The sequence below is a fragment of the Parabacteroides sp. Marseille-P3160 genome, assembly GCF_900162725.1.
In the GTDB taxonomy this organism is placed as follows: Bacteria; Bacteroidota; Bacteroidia; order Bacteroidales; family Tannerellaceae; genus Marseille-P3160.
The window spans coordinates 1,935,803-1,954,998 of the sequence record NZ_LT799418.1 but is presented as its reverse complement, the minus strand read 5'-3'; the positions used below and the strand labels follow the sequence as shown (position 1 = coordinate 1,954,998).

Genomic DNA, 19,196 nt, shown 5'->3' with positions numbered 1-19,196 from the left:
GCTGACCATGTTTATCAGCAATCCGGCTACCGCCGTACTGGTAGCTCCAATCGCCATGCAGGCGGCGCTATCGATAAATGTCAGTCCCTATGCCTTCCTGATGGCGGTTGCCGTAGGAGCCAGCATGTGTTTTGCTTCTCCTTTCTCCACGCCGCCCAACGCCTTGGTGATGGCGGCCGGTAAATACACATTCATGGATTACATAAAAGTCGGATTGCCGCTACAAATCATTATGGGTGTGATTATGGTCTTACTATTACCCTTTTTGTTTCCTTTTTGAACAAAAGAAGACGAAATTTAGTTTTATAGGTGCATGAACCCAATAATAAAAGAGAAATATTTTTATGTTATCATTTAAACCGATCGAAGTAAAGGACAGGGACATCATTACGTCTTTTACGATCCCGAGCGAATATAAAAACTGTGACTTTTCTTTTGCGAATATGTGTAGCTGGCGTTTCTTTTATGATAGCGAATACGCTATTGTAGACGGATTTCTGGTGATCCGGTTTTGGATAGAAGATAAAGGACGCATCGCTTACATGTTTCCGGTAGGAAACGGCAACCTATCCAAAGTGATCGACCTGATGGAAGCGGACTCTTATGCTAACGGGCATCCGCTCTGCATCCTGGGTGTTACACCGGACTCTAAGCAAACATTGGAAAAGTATCTTCCCGGAGATTTCATTTATATACCGGAACGCGATTATTTTGATTATATCTATCTGCGGGAGGACCTGGCCTTCCTTAAAGGTAAAAAGTTCCAGTCCAAACGAAACCATATCAATAAATTTAAGAACCGTTATCCCTACGAATATATTCCGCTGACCGAAGAGATTATCCCCCAGTGCCTGGAGTTGGAAAGCAAATGGTACCACGCCAACCGGACGAAGGAAGATGTGGAAGATCTGCAACACGAAAACCGGTCGCTCGTTTTTGCCTTGCAACACTTCAAGGAGTTAGGCATTCTGGGCGGAGCAATTGCCATAGAGGGACAGATCGCGGCCTTTACATTCGGTTCTCCCATTAATCATAATACTTTCGGCGTACATGTGGAAAAAGCGGATATCAATTATGACGGAGTCTTCAGCCTCATCAACCAGGAATTTGCATCCCGTATCCCCGAACAATACATCTATGTCAACCGGGAAGAAGATTTAGGCCTTCCGGGCTTGCGGCAGGCCAAACTATCCTATAACCCGGCAATCTTACTGGAGAAAAGCGCCGTAGTCAAACGCCGGGATAATGAATTAAAGGAGACAGCAGATGAGAAAGCAACAGATCATCAACCTATGGCAAAATGTGTTCAATGATCCGCCGGAATTCGTCCGGCTTTTTTTCGATCGTGTATACAAAGAGGAAAACGCCTTAACCCTCCAAAAAGAAGGCCGGATCGTTTCGGCGCTGCAGATGCTTCCTTATCCGATGACATTCGAAAGAGAAGTGATTCCCGTTTCTTATATCTACGGGGCCTGCACAATAGAACCGGAAAGAGGAAAAGGGCACATGGCGGAACTTCTGGAAAGATCATTCGAGACGATGAAAACCCGCGGCATTGCCCTGACCGTGATAATCCCCGCCGAGTCCTGGCTGTTCAACTACTATGACCGGTTCGGATATGCTACTTGTTTCGATTTTTCCATAGAGAGTTTCGACAGAGAGACCCTTCCCTCCCATTCCCTGATTCAGGTAACGATCGAGGGGCCGGAAGAGACGGAGGAAGTAGACTTTTACCTGGACCGGAAACAACGCCAGCGGCCTTGTTATGTTTTGCATACGAAAGAAGATTGGAAAGTCAACCGGATCGATTTACGGGCAAGCGACGGACGGCTACTGGTCGCCCGTCTCGGCGGAAAGATCTGCGGCGCCGCTTTTGCGCTTCCTTCAATCGAAGGCGAAGTCTTTGTACAGGAGATCTTCTATGACGGGGAAGAAGCAAAGGAGGCCTTGTTGCATAAAGCATCGATCCTTTTTCATGCGGAAAAGGCGATTTGCCGCGTCCCGCCCAAGGCGGAAGAATCCACTCCCTTCGGAATGGCCCGGATCATCGACCGCGAGCGGATGATCCGTTTATGGACGGCACGGCATCCGCTGGATGATCCCGCACAGCTACATCAGATGGATACCCCTTCCCTCACCCAGTATTTATTGCAATATCCGCAAAAGAAAGCTTATATGAGCTTGATGATGGACTAATCGAAAAAAACAAACCACAAGCCATCACTACAGGCCGTCCCTTCCGCCGACTTTTGCTTATATAGAGAAAATAGGTAATCTTTTTTGTATTGTGTACTGTAATGTAGGATTTTCATTCCTCACAGGATCTGATAAAAGCAAACCGTGGAAGTCTATTTATTAATTCTTTGCATGCAACATTCCGACCTCTTTTTGCATCTCTATTTTATAAATGCAATCTTATCCGATATCGGCTTTACCTATGGCTTACCGGAGATGGTATGCAAGCAAGGAATAATAAACAACTTTAAAACGGAATATTATGAAATTAATGAATTTATTTTGGGTTTTATGTTTGGCCGTCATTGCGACCGGTTGCGACGATGATAATGACAATGAAGAGAATGTGAATCTTCTGAGAGGGACGACTTGGGAGTGTGTGAAAATAATGGATATCGAAGCGGATACGATTATTCCATTTGCACCCATAAAAGCGGCGGATTCCTATATTCTGAAGTTTGTTGCAGACAGCAGTCAATTTTTCACAAAGGGTGCGGCAAACACTATTGCCGGCAAATACGAATTGGATAAAGAAAATATCCGGCTATCTATTAATACTTTCATGACAACGATAGGAATAATCGGAGGAGATCCTTTTGAGGAGGGGTTCCGGGCTGTTGATTCATACGCCTTAAAAGACGACGGGTTGCAATTGTTTTTCAATAATAAAAAAGGCTGTTTGTACTTTGAGAAGCACTGATTCGTAATACTGCCGTCTATATTACCCGCAAAAAATGGCTTCTCAGAAACATTATGTTTGGGTCGATTACGCTAAGTTTTTAAGTATATTCTTAGTCGTATACTTCCATGCTGCACCCCGGTTGGAGGGATTAGGCGGAGCCTCCTTGCATTTACTAAGGATGCCCTGCTTCTTTTTCCTTGCAGGTTTGCTGTTCCGAGCCGATAAATATCCGACTTTCAGACAATACGTTACCCACCGAAGCAAACAAATTATCCTTCCCTATTTCTGCTTTTTTATCTTATTCTATGCGTGCTGGCTGGTCATCGGCAAAACAATGGGAACACCCGAGTACTTGGCCGTTCCCTTTTATCAACCGGTATTGGAATATCTCAGGGGCGTTCCCCGGTTGATTTGCCTCCCTTTGTGGTTTATCCCTTGCCTATTTGCCATACAATGCACTTTTTATCTGGTTTTTAGGCGGATGAAGCGCCTGCCGGCTACTTTTATTTTACTATTGTTCCCCTTCGTCAACCTGTTTGTCGATTTAGTCGATACCCCTTGTTCGTTGGACATGCTATGTAAGGATATGCCGTTTTACGGGATTGCTTCTTTATACAGAAAAGAAATTTTCCAATTTATGGAGAAAGGGAATCACTTGTTTATCGGCCTGGTCTCTTTAGGCGTTCACCTTCTCCTTTCTTACGTTTTCATCGGCCAACCGACTCACCTCCAGGCGGTATTGGTCGAATTGTTCGGCAGTTTCCTCATTTTACTTCCTGTGTTTATTCTGGTAAAATGGATATCGGATTTCTTCGGGAAGGTAAACATTATTGAGTATATGGCGAATAATACAATTGTGATACTGGCTTTCCATACTTACAGCATTGCAATTATTATGAGAGTGATTATGTGGCATTACAATGTATCAGCCGATTTCTTTGAAGGGAAATACCTATTGAAACTGATCGTCGGCGCCATCGCTATGGCCAGCATGATTATTCCCATCTGGTTTATTAATAAATATACGCCGTTTGTCTTAGGGAAAAAACGTGCATAAGAAGAAAAGAACAGAAGAACTGCAGAAAAACCTCCTTCGACTTCATTAAAGTCATGTAAATAAATTGCTTATGTGTAATTTATATTCCCACTGGAATCATTCGGCGAATTCAATTCTGTATTTTCACGTACTCAATGTATTATTTTATCATGGTGGGCCTGGTGGCTCACCGTGATGGGCCACCAGGCTCACCTTGGTGTGTCTGCAGGCCCACCATGGTAAAATAAAAAAACGAGTACGATGAAAGGGAAAACGCATTATAATATTAAAATAAATTAAAGGCGTATTAAAAGCCCTTCGTTTATTGTTTTCCATTGATTCTAAAAGGCTTACATTTATACGTCAAAAGACAGATTGTCTGTAATAAAAAAAACAGTTTACAATGGCAAATAAAATTCCCCCATTTCTTTTATCCAGGATCGAAACTTTTCTTCAAAACCTTCCGGGGATAATGACGAAAAAAAAACGATCATTAAATTAATTGAAATCAGTTGTTCATTGCTGGCCTTCTAAACGTTCGTTTGTTATAAACCAGCTTTCCATTCAAAACATAAAACGGAATCCTTTTTTACGAAAGCGATCATACTTTTCTATCTCTAAGGATAAAGACTTCTTTAGCTGCATAGACATAAAATCAAGAAAAGGAATGTTATTTCCCTCTTCTTGTGCTTGTTGTAAAGAAAGAATATACTCAGCTCTATCTTCCTTAAAAATCTTGGCTGGAAATAAACCCTGATAGAATTGCAGATAATTCATCAGCAGACGGGAAACTCTGCCATTACCATCTACCCATGGATGGATAGTAACAAGATTAAGATGTGCATTAAAACTTAACTCATACTGTTCATGAAATGAGGCAACCGATTTTAATCTCTCACGGATGATAGAACAGAGTTCTTCTGTTTTAGCCGGAATCTTCAGGTAGTTCATATAAGAATAACCTCCTGTCCCCGCTGTTACGCCGCATAAGCGGTATTCACCTTTTGAAGAATCGAACGACCCCGCCATCGTATGATGTACAGATCCTGTGCTCCTCATAAGCATAGCATTCAGTTCTTGCAAAAACTGTGGCGTAATAGGCACTTTCTTTTTCGCTTCTTCCATTGCAAAATCGTACGTTTTTTTTAAGTCCTCATTCATCAAATGATGAATGAGCGGCTTGTCTTTAGCCGTTACGCCTTCATCAAAAAGAAGTTGAGTCTCCATCTCAGTCAAAGTAGAGCCTTCGATAGCCGTGGAATGGGCAATAAGCGAGTAGAGGTAGTACTTTTCATAGTCTACCGATTGATCAATACCAAGCTTATTAAATTCCCGGTTTAGTTTTTCTATTTCTTTCCATATCCCTTTTTCCATAACTAATAAGCTAAGGCTGATTCCTATTATTACTGTTTACTACAAATGTAATGCTTTTATTTTATGACTGTTTATCTGATTATCAATTCTCCCTTTTCTTTTTTGTTCTATACATAGTATTACTATGTATTTTTTATTATGATTTGCATCATGAATGAAGATTTTTTAAATAAGTGGAAATCTCAAGTAAAAAAAGGTACTTTGGCCTTAATCCTTTTGACTCTACTAAAGGAGCGGGAGAAGTATGGGTATGAATTAATGGAAGAAATCTCTTTTTAGAATATCTGTAGTACGAAAAAATATTTTTGTGTAATACGGATTTTCATAAACATCAGTCCCAATTATTATATTTATTATTTTATCCAATTGTAATGGACTTATATTTGCTGCTCCTATAAAATTGATTTCAGAAGATTGATCTGGCATTATTAGTTTGCCCTGGTACGGTGAAAAACGGATTTCAATACGGTGTAAAACAATTTTCACACCGCCGGCCTTTTATATTCAGCATCTTAGAGATTTAAAGGATCAGAATTGGAAGTAGATGAAGGGCTGGACTCCCGCGCTTTTCATCTGGACGACAATAAATATAACGACTACCAGGTAAAGTGCCTGCATGACTAAAGGCGAACGGATCACTGCATTCTGCACGCCCGCTTCCAGGCGCTTAGGAGTATAATGGAGCAGGTATCCGACCAGCATCAGGATCGTCACGCCTTTATAACCGGTTATAAACTGCACGAATACTTCAGGATGAAAGTTCGTAAAGATTTGTGTCAGCACCTCGCCCGCCGCCTGCATCGTATCCGCACGGAAAAAGATCCAACCGAAACAAACGACATGGAATGTGATAAAGATCCCGAAAAAACGGCGGAAAGGCGTCATCTCGCTTCCCATTTTCTTAAAACCGGAAAAACGTTCCATCACGAATTTATGGATGGCCAGCGAAACGCCGTGGATGGCGCCCCACAGGATAAAACTAATCGAAGCTCCATGCCACAGGCCTCCCAACAGCATGGTAAGGATCAAATTAACGTAAGTACGTACGCGTCCTTTCCGGTTTCCTCCCAGGGATATGTATAAATAGTCTTTCAACCAGGAAGAAAGTGAAATATGCCAACGCCTCCAGAATTCGGTAATGGTCGCCGACTGGTAGGGCGAATCGAAATTGATATGAAAACGGATACCCAGCAGCAAAGCGATTCCGATCGCCATATCCGAATATCCGGAAAAGTCGCAATAAATTTGCAAGGCGTATCCGTAGACGCCCAACAGGTTTTCCAAACCGGTGTAAAGCAAGGGTGCATCGAACACGCGGTCTACAAAATTGAGGCTAATATAATCCGATATGACACATTTCTTGAATAAGCCGCAAATAATCAGGAATAGCCCTTCCCCCAGTTGGGCGCGGGTCAGTACCGGATGGCGATGCATCTGGGGAATAAAGTCGCGGGCGCGTACAATCGGCCCGGCCACCAGCCCGGGAAAGAAGGAAACATAAAACAGATAGTCCACCCAACGGTTCAGCGGTTCTATCTTTTTACGGTAAACATCCACAATATAGCTGATGGATTGAAATGTAAAGAACGAAATGCCGACCGGAAGGAAAATATCCAGTTTCTCATAGTTTAGGCCGGACAGAGCCGGGTTGCCAAATAACTCGCCGAACCCCTGGGCAATCTGGACGATCGATTGGTACAGGAAATTGGTATATTTGAAATAAGCCAGCATTCCCAGATTGATGCACAGGCTCAGGAAAACCAGCCCCCGCCGTTTCCAACGGACATCGGATAAAAAGATGCCGCGGGCAATGAAGAAGTCCAGTGTCCCGACGATGATCAGAAGCACCAACCAAAGTCCGCTGCTTTTATAATAAAAGAAAAGGGAAAAGAGAATGACATAGATAAAACGGGCCAGCGTATGCTTACGCAGAGGAATGTAAATCATCAGAAATGCAATAAACAGGAAAAAGAACAGGCCGCTGCTGAATAACATCGGAGCAGCCGGTTGATAATGCAACAATTCCCACAAGTTATCCAGGGAAAACTGTGTGGAAAGAGATTCAAATAGATTCCTGAAAAATGTAATCATACAGGTATTTAATTAGTTATGGCGTCCTCCTTTTTTTCCTCTTTTTTTAAACGAACAAGCGCTTTATACAACAATTTCCCCTGTTCCTTATATCCTTCCTGCGTAAAATGGATATGATCCGCACGGAAAAGGCCTGCATTCAGCCAAAGTTTGCAGGATTGTTTCCCTCCGGTGGCGGCAAACAAATCCCAGCAGGCGATTCCTTCCGATTGGGCATACCGGGCTATCGCGCCGGCCATCCTCGCCATTGATTCGTTACGCACATACCGGCGGCGCTTTTTGATCCTTATCCGCTTGTAACATTCTGCGGGAGTCGTCAGGAGAAAGACCGTGTTCGGCATTTCTTTCCTCGCCAGGCGAAGAAAAGCATCTATCTGCCCGGTAAATTCCTCCTCGGTAAAGTTGCGCCCGAAAGCCTCATTCGTTCCCAAGGAAATAATCAGCAAAGCCGGCTTCAGGACGGCTAACTGTTTCACATAAGTTTCACTCGTATAGTTCACGTACATGGCTCCGTTCACGCCAATCGTATGGTACAGGAGCCCCGGTTTTCCATTGCTTAGGGAAAAACCGTAATAGCGGTTTGTGAACAACTCGGCCGGAAGCAAGCTGTCGGTGCCCTGTTTGCGGCGGGTGCTTTCCAGGGAGAGGGAAGCCGTGAGGGAAGAAAGGCGGAACGTATCGGCGAGAATATCAGGCGCACAAAGTGTGTCGGCGCGAAAAACCCGGACGGAATCTTTATCGGTACCGTACGGCACCATCGGCATCGATTTTTCCGCCCGGTAAAGTATAGCTTCCTTAAAATCGTAGCCTGCGCCTTTTTCCGGCGTAACTCCGAAGGTGAAGGTTGCCGACGGGGACATGGTTTCGATGCCGATCCCTCCGATGCCCCATGGGCAGGCGGGACTGTTCTGGATGCAGCGCCCGGCTTTCCATTCCTTCACAACGGATCGGATGAAATAGTCCTCAGGCTCATTGCTCCGGGATAACTTAAAGGGAGCGATCCAGCCGCGCCCGGCATTACCGAATTGTTCTTGCAACAACCGCATGGCCTCCCCACTGTAATATCCGGCCTGCAAATGGGAATCTCCCAGATGGACAATCCGGACAACGGTATCCTTCCCGGCCAAAAGCGAATCCAGTTGTGCAAGGAAAGGATCCAGCGTATGCTTCTCGTCCTGAATGTAACAGAGCGAATCGATCGCAAAAGGAAGATGCGTCTTTATCGAATCCATTTTCCGCCAGGAATGGAGAAGAGCGTCGGTTTCCACCTTATCATTGCTTCTTTCCGATGCCAACAGGTTCAATCCCAATAAAAAGACCATCAGCAGGGGCATGGCAGGCATGAGGTATTTATCAATCGGTTGTTTTTTCCATTTCATCTATGATCTCCTTTTCGTGTAAGATTGCTTTAACTAATTTATTTGCAATTTCCCGGCCTCCGCGGAAACTCAAATGGGTATAATCCTTACTCGCCCAATTATTATTTACATAATGGACCATGGAGTTTTCGCCACCCATCGCCCCGAACACATTCCAGAACGGCACTCCGCTTTGTTTGGCCAATTGTCTCTGCGCATGCAAGAGGGAAAGTACCGCCGGCATGGTTTTAAATTCGCCGTCCGCCTGCCAACTCCGGTCGGAAACGCCCAACAGCAGTATATCCGCATTCGGAAAGCACTCTTGTACATGTTGGATCACTTTGAGCATCTTCTGGCGATACCAGTTATAGGACAGCGTTTCTTCATTCACGACATTCAAGCCATATTGCAGGATAATCAAGTCATACGGCCGGACCTTGGCAAAATCATGGCTTGCCTTCACATCCAAGCTTCCGAGTATGGCGCCGGAATTTCCCCGAAGTGAAAAGTTGTCGACCACAACTCCCCGGTTGTCTTCCAATACGAATCCCATGGCCTGAAAGCCTTCCGTGTGGGTAAACGTAAAGCTGCCGCTTGTAAAGGAGCCGTTCATTTGATATTGCATAACCGTTTCTGCCGGGGGAAGCGTCTCGCGGATCGTATCTGCGCCTCCGTTTACAACGAGCGACATCACGGTCGCCTGGTTTTTCGTATAAATAAATTTCAGTTGGGAGGCCTTCGCCAGGCCGGAATATCGCTTAACCGTTTTGAATGAGACCGTCGCCCCCTCCTCCACGGGTTCAAACAGAAGGCAGGGAAGCGTATAAGCGTGGGAATGGTCGGTCAACTTCGACCAGGTTTTCCAACCGTTTGCCTTTTGCTCGATCGTCGGGCGGAACTTAGCCACTTCCGAGGTGACCGGGACGAATCCGATCCCCTCCCCTCCAAACCGGCTTTGTAGCTGCGAACGAAAGTCCGCTACCACAATATCGCCTTCGATAAAAGAATCCCCGAGAAAAGCTACGCGGACCGGACGGTTCAGCGTATTGATCTTATTTAATGCAGCATAAAAACGTTTCAAGCCGGTGTGCCCGGGAGAGAAATCCTCTATACACGTTCCGGCGGAATCCGCCTTACTATCCGAGGCTAATAACGCATAGAGGGAATCGCGCATGGCCAAGCCGGTAGAATCGATCCCTTTTGCCATCATTAATGAATCCCGGATAGCCGCGGAATCCACCTGCAGGGAATCCACTTCATCCAATTGTTTCCGTAACGAATCCAGCGACAAAGCATCGGGCTTCACCCGTAAATCAGACAGGAAATCAACCTTTTTAATCCTAAATCCTCCTACCTCATCAGGCAAATAATAAAGGCCCAGGCAAATGGCTAAAGCGATCAGTAAGATGGCGCGTAAACGGCCAAAATTATTCTTTGCGTCCATTGAACTTTTTCATCCAGGCGACAAAGATAGAGATAATATTCGAATCACTCCAATAATCGGATCATCTCGTTCCAATAAGAAGTATAGACTTTACGGGGAAAGCAATTCCTTTTTATACAGATAGAAGCAGCCATACCAACCACCTCGCCCATCATGCCGGTGCAATGTTGTACGCGTACCGTACCTAAGGCAATATGGGTAACGCTGATATTACGTCCCGCCATAAACAAATTATCGATATTCCGGGAGTATAGGCAGCGGTAGGGAAAGGTATAGACATCATTTAATTTGTCAGGATGAACGGCATAGGCCACAAATTCTTGTTTGGGAAACCTTTTCGAGTTCTCCGGATCGGGATAATGCAAATCAATCCCCCAGGTTGTTGTTATAACGGCATCAGGATATTCCTTTTTCCCGACAACATCCTGCTGAGATAAAATAAGATCCCCCAAGATGCGGTTTGATTCCCGTTTCCCGGCATTATGGGCCAGGTAATCCAACTTGTAGGTTCCATATTGTTCCGGTTTATGAGTTTTTAAATAGGCCCAGTTCCCATAGATTGCCCTGAAATTATGATCTCTGATCTCTTCCGCATGGCGAATGGTATGAAAATTTCCAAATCCCGTTTCCCAATTCCACTCGGAATGGGTTATATCAAAGTGATAATCATCCGTAAATGGCAGCATCCAATCCTCTATCGGAAAAGAACTGAATTCGTTTATATTTGTCGCATACCATTGATTGGAAGTTCCCATCGTTAAAGAATCCGGTTTTTCAGGAGCGTCCGCTTCACCGGTTTCCGCTTTACTTTCACGTCCATAACGATAATCCGCACCCGCCAAGACACCCACCATTCCATCCCCGGTACAATCTGAAAACAAACGGGCGGAAAAAGAGTGTTCTTCCAATGTGTTTAGATTAAGTGCAATAACGGATTTTATCCGGGTTCCTTCACAAATGACCCGGTTAACATGCATATTACTGAAAAGACTTATATTTTTTTCTTTTAATACTAATTCCAATTTCTGTTGATCCCCGTATTCTTTTTCATTCCGGCCCCCTAATCCGGCGATAGAATTATCTAACAAACGAACGATCTGCCCTAATTTCGGATACTTGTTTTGAGTCATATCGCCTACTGTCCCGACTCTGATTTCCGAGCTGCTGTTTCCTCCCAATACAGGACGATTATTGATCAATGCCACCCTGACGCCTAACCGGGCCGCTTGTATAGCAGCGCAGATCCCCGCAACTCCTCCACCGACAACAACCAAATCATAAGTCCCTTCGTTACGGGGAGTTTGGGAAAGAGACAAGGCCGTTTTCCGGAATTTATCCAAATTGCAGTCATCCGGTAATGTCACATCCGGATCTTTACTGAAATAAATGGCATCGCAACGCCCTTCAAAGCCGGTTAAATCATGCAGTCGGATTTCAATCTCTCTCTTCGAAACATGAATCGTTCCTCCTTCGTACCAACGCCAGCCTTTTTCTCCGTTAGCTCCGAAAACAGGCTTAAGCGGTTTCCCATCGATAATTACTTTGAATTTTCCGGGACCAACAGGAAACGGAGCCCAATCTTTTGTGCGCACCCAAACCTTATAATGTCCTTTCTCAGGAAAAATGACTTGCGTTACCGCATCGTCCACCGGTTCACCCAAGCCATGTGCAAGTAAATAAGGGGAACCCATTTGATCGACAAACTGGGCGTCGACCAACCATCCGCCTTTTTCTTGAAACTGCTCTGTCTCGATTAACAGGCCCTGACCTTTCGAGCCTAGCGCAACACCAATCAAAAATAGGACAAATAAGATTATCTTTCCTTTCATAGTTTATCTAATTCTATTCAACTTAACAAAACAAAGGACTGTCCAAAATGATTTTGGACAGCCTTTGCATAAAATATTCAATAATGGTCCAGCCTGTTATTTTTTAATAATTAGGATTTTGAACTAAAGCTTTATTTGTTTCCATCTCAATCCGGGGAATAGGATATAAATAATCCCGTGCGGGATCAAATAACCGGTTTTCTATAACCCGCATCTCAGATTTATTAGAAACATTACGATAATCAGGAGTTCCCCATTGATCTATTGCCGGAGCATTGGAAAGAAGTCCTTTCGGGATACGTCCTAATAATTCGCCCGGCATAACCTTCTCTGCAATCTTCCAACGGCGTATATCAAATAATCGATGCCCTTCCAGTGCCAATTCATATTTACGTTCTTTCCGAACGGCACTCCGTAATTCCGCCTGGCTTAATCCTTGCTTTAAAGCGGGCATTTGCGCACGGGTCCGCACCTGATTTATAGCGTCGTAAACACTATTATCAATTTGATTAGCCTCTATCTTTGATTCTGCATACATCAAAAGGACTTCCGCATAACGAAGCATAATAAAACTAACCGTACTTCGGTTCAAGGCGTCTGCATCTTCCATATAAGTATACTTTTTCCAAATATATCCGGTGAAAGAAGCATACGCATTCAAAGCATCTTGGTTATCCACCCGCGTCGCCGGATTCGTATTATAATTCCAACATTTTATACTATCCCGATGCGTTTCAAACTGATATCCGCCATAGACTTCTCCCGGGACCAGGATCGTTACTTTTAAGCGGGAATCCCTATTGTCAAATGGTTTTAAAGGATCATATAAAGGAGATTTATCAATGGATAACCCATCCGTACATTCATATGAATCAACCATCGCCTGTGTAGGTACTTTGCTGCTATATCCTCTGGTCATCCGGGAATTACAGCCCAAAGCAATATTATGATACCAAACGGTTTTATCTAATTGAAGAGAAAAGATTATTTCTTTGGAGGCAGCTTGTCCCGGATTTGTAAATAAATCCTCATAGTTCTTGTCCAACTGATAAACACCTAACTTCATACATTTTTCAGCCGCATCCGCTGCGACCTCCCATCGTTCGTTATACAAGGCAATCTTAGCCTTGAGGGCTAAAACGGCCCCCTTGGAGATCCTCCCTTTGACCGAAACTTCCGCAGGTAAAATCTCAGACTCGGTTAAATCCTGAAGCATTTGATCCACGACCTGAGATTTAGGAGTGCGGGCAACTTCGGCTTCAGTTAAAGTTTGGGGTTCCAGAATTAAAGGAACATCTCCGTATAATTCGGTTAATAGCATATACCAATAAGCTCTAAGAAACCTTGCTTCCGCCGCAATACGATTATAAACATCCGGATTTGTCACGTCTTTCGCACGAGACATATTTGTTAATAGGAAATTCGATCGTCCGATCGCTTTATAAGCTTGAGTCCATATGGCTAAACTCTGCGTATTATCCGGATCGGCTATTCCTGATCCAAGCTGTTGGACACTCGCTACTGCCCTCTCCCAGGCAATATCGGTATATACATCCATAATAGGATAAAGAGTTATATTATAAGCTGCTTCCGTCCCAAAATAAAGTTGATTGTAACATCCGGTAAGAGCCATTTCCAATTCGTTCTCCGTCGCTAAAAATGTTTGATCGGAGGGTGCATCCAATGGATATCGATCCAAACTACAAGAAAATACACCTACAATAGTCAAACAGATACTTATATATTTTATTATCGTTTTCATTGCCTTTCGTATTTAAAATTTAATATCCACTCCGATTGTATATAATTTAACTTGAGGATAGAAACTTCCACGCCCTATAGGAGCCTCCACATCATATCCATCCCAGAAATGGTCAAAAGTCAAAAGATTCTGTCCGCTTACATAAAATCGCAAATACTTCAAATGCATCTTCTTTATAATAGAAACAGGTAATGTATATCCGATTTGCATATTCTTTAAACGCAAATAAGAAGCATCTTTCAACCAAAAGGTGGAATTCTGTTCATTATTCGTCTGGTTAAAAGCAAAACGGGGAAAAGCGGCATTCTGATTTGTCGGAGTCCAATGATCTTTATGCATTTCCATAGCGGTACCTCCCCAATAAAAAGGCATAGTAGCCTGTTGATTCAGATATCCATCCGCCTTGCCAACTCCTTGCCAAAACATCGACAGATCAAAACCTTTATATTCCATTCCGAGATTAACGCCATACGTGTATCGCGGAATTGTACTTCCTATGATTTCCTGATCTTCCGCATTAATCACATTATCCCCATTAAGATTTAAATATTTTATATCTCCTGGAGCTATTTTCCCGAACTGCGCCGGTCCTGTATAGGTTCCATTAGCGTCAAAGTCATCTTCAGTAATATATCCTATCGCCCTGTAACCATATAACGAATTGATGGAATATCCCTCATTGTTCACTGTAAGACCCGTCTTCTTCACGCCTTTCATGTCCAATATTTTATTTTTCACATCGGACAAGGTGAATCCGACATTATATCTAAAATCAGCAATATGATCCTGAAACGAAGCACTCAGTTCCCATCCTTTGTTTTCTACTTCGCCGGCATTCTGTACTGGAGCAACCAATCCTACCGTTTTGGGGATATCTAATGTCATCAAAATATCAGACGTTTTTTTAATATAGTAATCAGCCGTTACATTCAATCTATTCTGAAGAAAAGTCAGATCCAACCCCAGATCAAAAGTGCGTGTCGTTTCCCAGGAAATAAGAGAATTTCCCATATTATCAATAGCCGCTCCCGATGTAGCAACACCACCTAATGCATATGTATTGTAACTTACAAAAGAAGCAAAAGGATAATTACCAATCAAATTGAACTGATTGCCCAGTTCTCCCCAAGATGCTCTCACTTTCAAGTTCTGTACGGATTCACGTAAATTATCCCAAAAAGCCTCTTCTGAGATCCTCCATCCGGCTGAAAAAGAGGGGAAAATTCCCCATCGATGTCCTTTCGCAAAACGGGAAGATCCATCGTAACGAACATTTGCTTCAAAAAGATACTTAGAAGCAAAATCATAATTAACACGTCCAAAATAGGATTGCAATATCCATTGCGTTCCGGATCCGGATGCTTTTTGATTCTCCTTAGATCCGGCATTCAACACCGTATATTGAGGAAAAGTAAAGTTATCTCTATAGCCTGATATCGCATCATCTCCATAATCTTCCTGGGAGAAACCGGCTAAAGCGACTAAATTATGCCTGCCCCATGTCTTATTAAAGTTCAAAAGTAATTTAAGGTCCTTATTCAACGTAGAAGTTCTCGTTTCCGTCAAGGAAGCAATATTCGGTTTTTCATAAGCCAACGTCGAATTCGGGTAATAAGTCTTTATAATAGGATTAAAAACGGAATTCAGTATTTGGACATAATGCAGAGAATAATTGACATCAAAATTTAAAAAATCAGTGATTTTAAAATTCAATCCGCCTGTTGCGGCCACAGAAGGCTTTTGTTCCTTCCGAAAACCTCCCTCTTCAGCCATTGCCGACGGATTGTCGCCATCCCAGCCAATACCTCTTAAGCCTGTACTCAATCTGTTTGGTTGTGTCGCCGGCATACGATTTGCCCAATAAATAATTTCGTCAATTCCGGCACCCGGTTCCTTCGTCTCCATATGTCGCAAATAGATATCAAACTTCATAGACAGTCGATCCGAAAGAGTCATATCCGTATTGAATCGTGCAGTATAACGCTTATAGTCCGTATTTTCGATCAAGCCATCCTGGCTATAATAACCTAAACCGGCCAATACTCTCATCTTCTGTGTACCTCCATTGATTGTCAAAAAATGATTATTTTGAAAGCCACTTCCCGTATACAGTTCATCCTGCCAATTCAAATTAGGATAATTATCCGGATCAGTCACCATATTCTGTTTATACGTTTCAATATATTCTTCACTGTATAAAGGTTGAGAACCCACATTCGTATAAGCTTCGTTTAACATCGTCATATGTTCGATGGCATTTACCGGTTTACGTACATTCGTCCGCTCTTGCCAACCGGCATAACTATTGAGAGAGACAGAGAACTCTCCTTCTTTTGCACGTTTGGTCGTTACCAGAACAACTCCATTGGCTGCTCTGGATCCATAGATGGCAGAAGAAGCCGCATCTTTCAGCACGGAAATAGATTCAATCAAATTCGGATCGACATTGTCAATACTCATTTCGACTCCATCCACTAAGATCAATGGATTGGCGTTGTTCAATGTTCCTACGCCACGGACGCGGATGCTTCCTCCGTCTTTTCCCGGCTGCCCGGACGATTGAGTGACCGTCACCCCTGGTGCAATCCCTTGCAACAACATAGAAGATTGTCCGACTTGGCGTTTGATAAGATCTTGGGAACTAATAGAAGAAACCGAACCTGTTAAATTCACTTTCTTCTGAACTCCATATCCGACAACCACTACATCATCCAAAACCTGAGTGTCTTCTTTTAATGTAATCTCAAAATTCCATTTTTGAGATAATACAAACTGTTGTGATAAATAACCGACGAAAGAAACAATCATTATATCTCCTTCCGAGGCATCTAAAGAAAATTTTCCATCCAAGCCGGTAATTGTCCCTTGTGTCGTTCCTTTTATCTGGACATTAGCGCCAAGAACCGGTTCTCCGAACGCATCCACTACAACTCCGGTTACTTTCCTTTTGCTCTGTTCGATACCAGAAATTACCGCTCTTTCCGGCGAAACTTTTTCTCTCATTTGGCCTGACAAAATGATATGCCGATCTTTAATCGTATACTTTAATCCGGTATCATCGGATATTTCATTCAATATTTCTTCAATCGAACAATTATGTTTGTTTATTGAGATCTGCCGATGATTATCAACATCATCCAAACCGTAAAAGAAAAGAAATTCCGACTGGTCTTCAATCTGCTTAATAACATTTTCTAATGTTCCGTTTTTAACATGAACATTCAGCATCGTTTTTTGTGCATAAGTTGAAGCAACAATTTGAGAAAAGCTGATAATCAGCAATAGCGTAGCTATTTTCATAATTTTTATAGTTCTTTTTAGGTCATCAAAAGCAACTATATGATATTTTTCCATATATTTGATAAGTTTAAGATTAAACATTGTTCCTCTATCAGGAAGTTTAATTGAAGCAACTTCAGAAGAGAAAATCGGGGCGGATTTTCTCTTCTTTTTTTTCTAACTTGTGTTTTTCTTCATAGGCTTTTTCGTTTAAAGTACATGACAATAGACTTATCGTTTTTCATTGATAGTAATCTTTTGTTCTTCTATTTTATAATTTATTGGAATTGACACGTTAATTATTTCCAGAATTTCATGAATGGTTTGTCCCCGATAAAAAGTGCCGGTAAACAAACGATCCGCCAATCGATTTGACTGAAAAGAAAATGAGACATCGTACATTTGCCCTATCCTTTTTAATATTTTCCCCAAACTCTCTCCTGAAAAACTATAGTATCCCTGTGTCCAAGAGGTTACCATAGCCGTATTGACTTGATCACTTATTACCATGGACCTTTCATCCGTCTTATAGGACAATTGTTGCCCGGGAGACAAGACCGGCTTTGTTTCTACCCCGTCGAGCGTAAGGCGTATGCTTCCCTCTAATAAGGTGGTTTCGTTTACATTCTCTTGTGAATAGGCCAATACATTAAACCGTGTGCCTAATGCTTCGATCTCCTGTCCTTTCACCTTGACAATAAAAGGTTTTTCTTTCTGTTTGGCTACTTCAAAATAAGCTTCTCCATCCAAAGAAACAATGCGTTTCTTCTTTCCGTAATCGGAATTGTAGGAAAGGCTCGTCTGATAACCCAATTTGACGCTTGTTCCGTCTGGTAATATCAAAGAGTTCACCATCCGCTCATTTCCCGAAACAAAACAAACGGATTGGGAATTGTCTTCTTTATCCATAAAAAGTAAAAAACAGGTAGAGGTAACCAATACAGCAAAAATCGCCACCCCTGCATAGCGCAAGAACCTATAATACAAATTAATAGGATGAACAGAAAGCTGTCGGCGTTTACAAAGCAATCGCTCCCAACCGGAATGCATATCCGTTACCGGTAAAGGAAGGCAAGCTTCATATATGGCTTTGATCTCAAAAAACAATTCTTTATTGGCTTCGTCTGCATCCACCCATTCAAGAAATGCCTCTCTCTCTTCGAGAGATAAACTTCCTTGCAAATAACCGATAATTCTATTTTCTTCTTTTTCTTGCATTAACAAAGTATAATAAACAGCATAACATTTACGCTTGTTATTATTATAACGAATGAGAATAAAAAGCTACTCACTCGAATCAGAAAAAAAATAAAAGAAAAAAAGGAGAACAATTTTTTCGAAGATATTGGAGAGCCCGATAAAGTAAATTTTCCACCGTACGGACGGAAATAGCCAATTTTTCCGCAATTTCGGCCGTCTTTAGTTCTTCCAAATAAAATAATTTAAAAACCTCTTGTGTCCGTGGAGGAAGTTCCTCTATCTTCCCTATTAAAACAGCCAATAAGTCATTGCGCATAAAAACTTCATCCGAGGCTTCAAAGTAGTCTAATTCATCTAATTTCAGTTGAAGAACCCGTTTATCTATCAATTCCTGTTCCAATGATAACCGCCGAAGATAATCAATGCAAGCATTACGTGTCGCCGTATATAAAATCCGTTTCAAATCTACCTCAGCCAGTTTAAAGAGTTGTTTGTCCCAAAGTTTAAGAAAAACATCATGTACAATATCTTCCGCATGATAAGAGGAAACAAACTTAGCTGCAAAACGAAGAAGCATGGGTGCATATTCCTCATATATATGCTGATACTGTTTTGTTTCGATATGGAATGATTCTCTCATTAGTTAAAAACGGGCAATCTTTTACGTACAAATTAAAGCTTTTTCCTTGAATGATGATGATTAACTTCAGATGAATTTGATTTTTCCAATAAAGAATCCGTCCTTGATATAAAGGAAAGCCGGATTAAATAACTGTTTAAAATAAAATCACCTTTCCACAAAATAATGTAGAAAGGTGATCCACATTTAATATCTCTTTTGAAAGAATCCGATCACAAGATCAAAAAACTTCCGATCGGATTAAGAGCTTGTCTTACTTTTACAAA

The 19,196-nt window shown here is 42.4% G+C and carries 15 protein-coding genes; 5 read left to right on the top strand and 10 right to left on the bottom strand.

Annotated elements, in window-relative coordinates:
- The 5 genes from BQ8014_RS07735 to BQ8014_RS07710 all read left to right on the top strand — a co-directional run.
- A partial coding sequence (locus BQ8014_RS07735; protein WP_200814368.1) for an SLC13 family permease occupies positions 1-280 on the top strand: 280 nt, incomplete at its 5' end.
- A gap of 64 nt (positions 281-344) precedes the next feature.
- Entirely contained in the window at positions 345-1,313 is a 969-nt protein-coding gene (locus BQ8014_RS07730; protein ID WP_080903872.1) for a DUF2156 domain-containing protein, read from the top strand.
- Positions 1,267-2,196, top strand: a complete 930-nt coding sequence (locus BQ8014_RS07725; RefSeq protein WP_080903871.1) for a GNAT family N-acetyltransferase — start codon at positions 1,267-1,269, stop codon at positions 2,194-2,196. Before BQ8014_RS07730 ends, BQ8014_RS07725 begins: the two co-directional genes overlap by 47 nt.
- A 301-nt stretch (positions 2,197-2,497) precedes the next feature.
- On the top strand, positions 2,498-2,935 hold the full coding sequence (locus BQ8014_RS07715) for a hypothetical protein (RefSeq protein ID WP_139785099.1): 438 nt from the start codon (positions 2,498-2,500) through the stop codon (positions 2,933-2,935).
- Positions 2,936-2,969: 34 nt separating this feature from the next.
- A complete protein-coding gene (locus tag BQ8014_RS07710; RefSeq protein WP_080903868.1) occupies positions 2,970-3,974 on the top strand; it encodes an acyltransferase family protein in 1,005 nt (334 codons plus the stop codon).
- Positions 3,975-4,517: 543 nt separating this feature from the next.
- Here the strand turns inward: BQ8014_RS07710 and BQ8014_RS07705 are convergent.
- The 10 genes from BQ8014_RS07705 to BQ8014_RS07665 form a co-directional block, all read right to left on the bottom strand.
- On the bottom strand, positions 4,518-5,327 hold the full coding sequence (locus tag BQ8014_RS07705) for a Fic family protein (protein WP_080903867.1): 810 nt from the start codon (positions 5,325-5,327) through the stop codon (positions 4,518-4,520).
- Between the two features lie 255 nt (positions 5,328-5,582).
- Positions 5,583-5,813: a hypothetical protein gene (locus tag BQ8014_RS19165; RefSeq protein WP_139785098.1), complete on the bottom strand. Its 231-nt coding sequence runs from the start codon at positions 5,811-5,813 to the stop codon at positions 5,583-5,585.
- Between the two features lie 42 nt (positions 5,814-5,855).
- Entirely contained in the window at positions 5,856-7,418 is a 1,563-nt protein-coding gene (locus tag BQ8014_RS07700; protein WP_080903866.1) for an MBOAT family O-acyltransferase, read from the bottom strand.
- Positions 7,419-7,426: 8 nt separating this feature from the next.
- Positions 7,427-8,797, bottom strand: a complete 1,371-nt coding sequence (locus tag BQ8014_RS07695) for a GDSL-type esterase/lipase family protein (protein WP_234998008.1) — start codon at positions 8,795-8,797, stop codon at positions 7,427-7,429.
- Positions 8,772-10,220 (bottom strand): SGNH/GDSL hydrolase family protein, encoded by a 1,449-nt coding sequence (locus BQ8014_RS07690; RefSeq protein WP_080903865.1) that lies wholly within the window; start codon positions 10,218-10,220, stop codon positions 8,772-8,774. Before BQ8014_RS07690 ends, BQ8014_RS07695 begins: the two co-directional genes overlap by 26 nt.
- Before the next feature lie 44 nt (positions 10,221-10,264).
- On the bottom strand, positions 10,265-12,049 hold the full coding sequence (locus BQ8014_RS07685) for an FAD-dependent oxidoreductase (protein ID WP_080903864.1): 1,785 nt from the start codon (positions 12,047-12,049) through the stop codon (positions 10,265-10,267).
- Between the two features lie 103 nt (positions 12,050-12,152).
- Positions 12,153-13,811, bottom strand: coding sequence for a RagB/SusD family nutrient uptake outer membrane protein (locus BQ8014_RS07680; RefSeq protein WP_080903863.1), 1,659 nt, complete (start codon positions 13,809-13,811; stop codon positions 12,153-12,155).
- A 12-nt stretch (positions 13,812-13,823) separates the two neighbouring features.
- Entirely contained in the window at positions 13,824-17,111 is a 3,288-nt protein-coding gene (locus BQ8014_RS07675; RefSeq protein WP_160150053.1) for a TonB-dependent receptor, read from the bottom strand.
- A gap of 210 nt (positions 17,112-17,321) precedes the next feature.
- Positions 17,322-18,308, bottom strand: a complete 987-nt coding sequence (locus BQ8014_RS07670) for a FecR family protein (RefSeq protein ID WP_080903861.1) — start codon at positions 18,306-18,308, stop codon at positions 17,322-17,324.
- Positions 18,309-18,387: 79 nt separating this feature from the next.
- Positions 18,388-18,930 (bottom strand): RNA polymerase sigma factor, encoded by a 543-nt coding sequence (locus tag BQ8014_RS07665; protein WP_080903860.1) that lies wholly within the window; start codon positions 18,928-18,930, stop codon positions 18,388-18,390.
- Between the last annotated feature and the right edge of the window lie 266 nt (positions 18,931-19,196).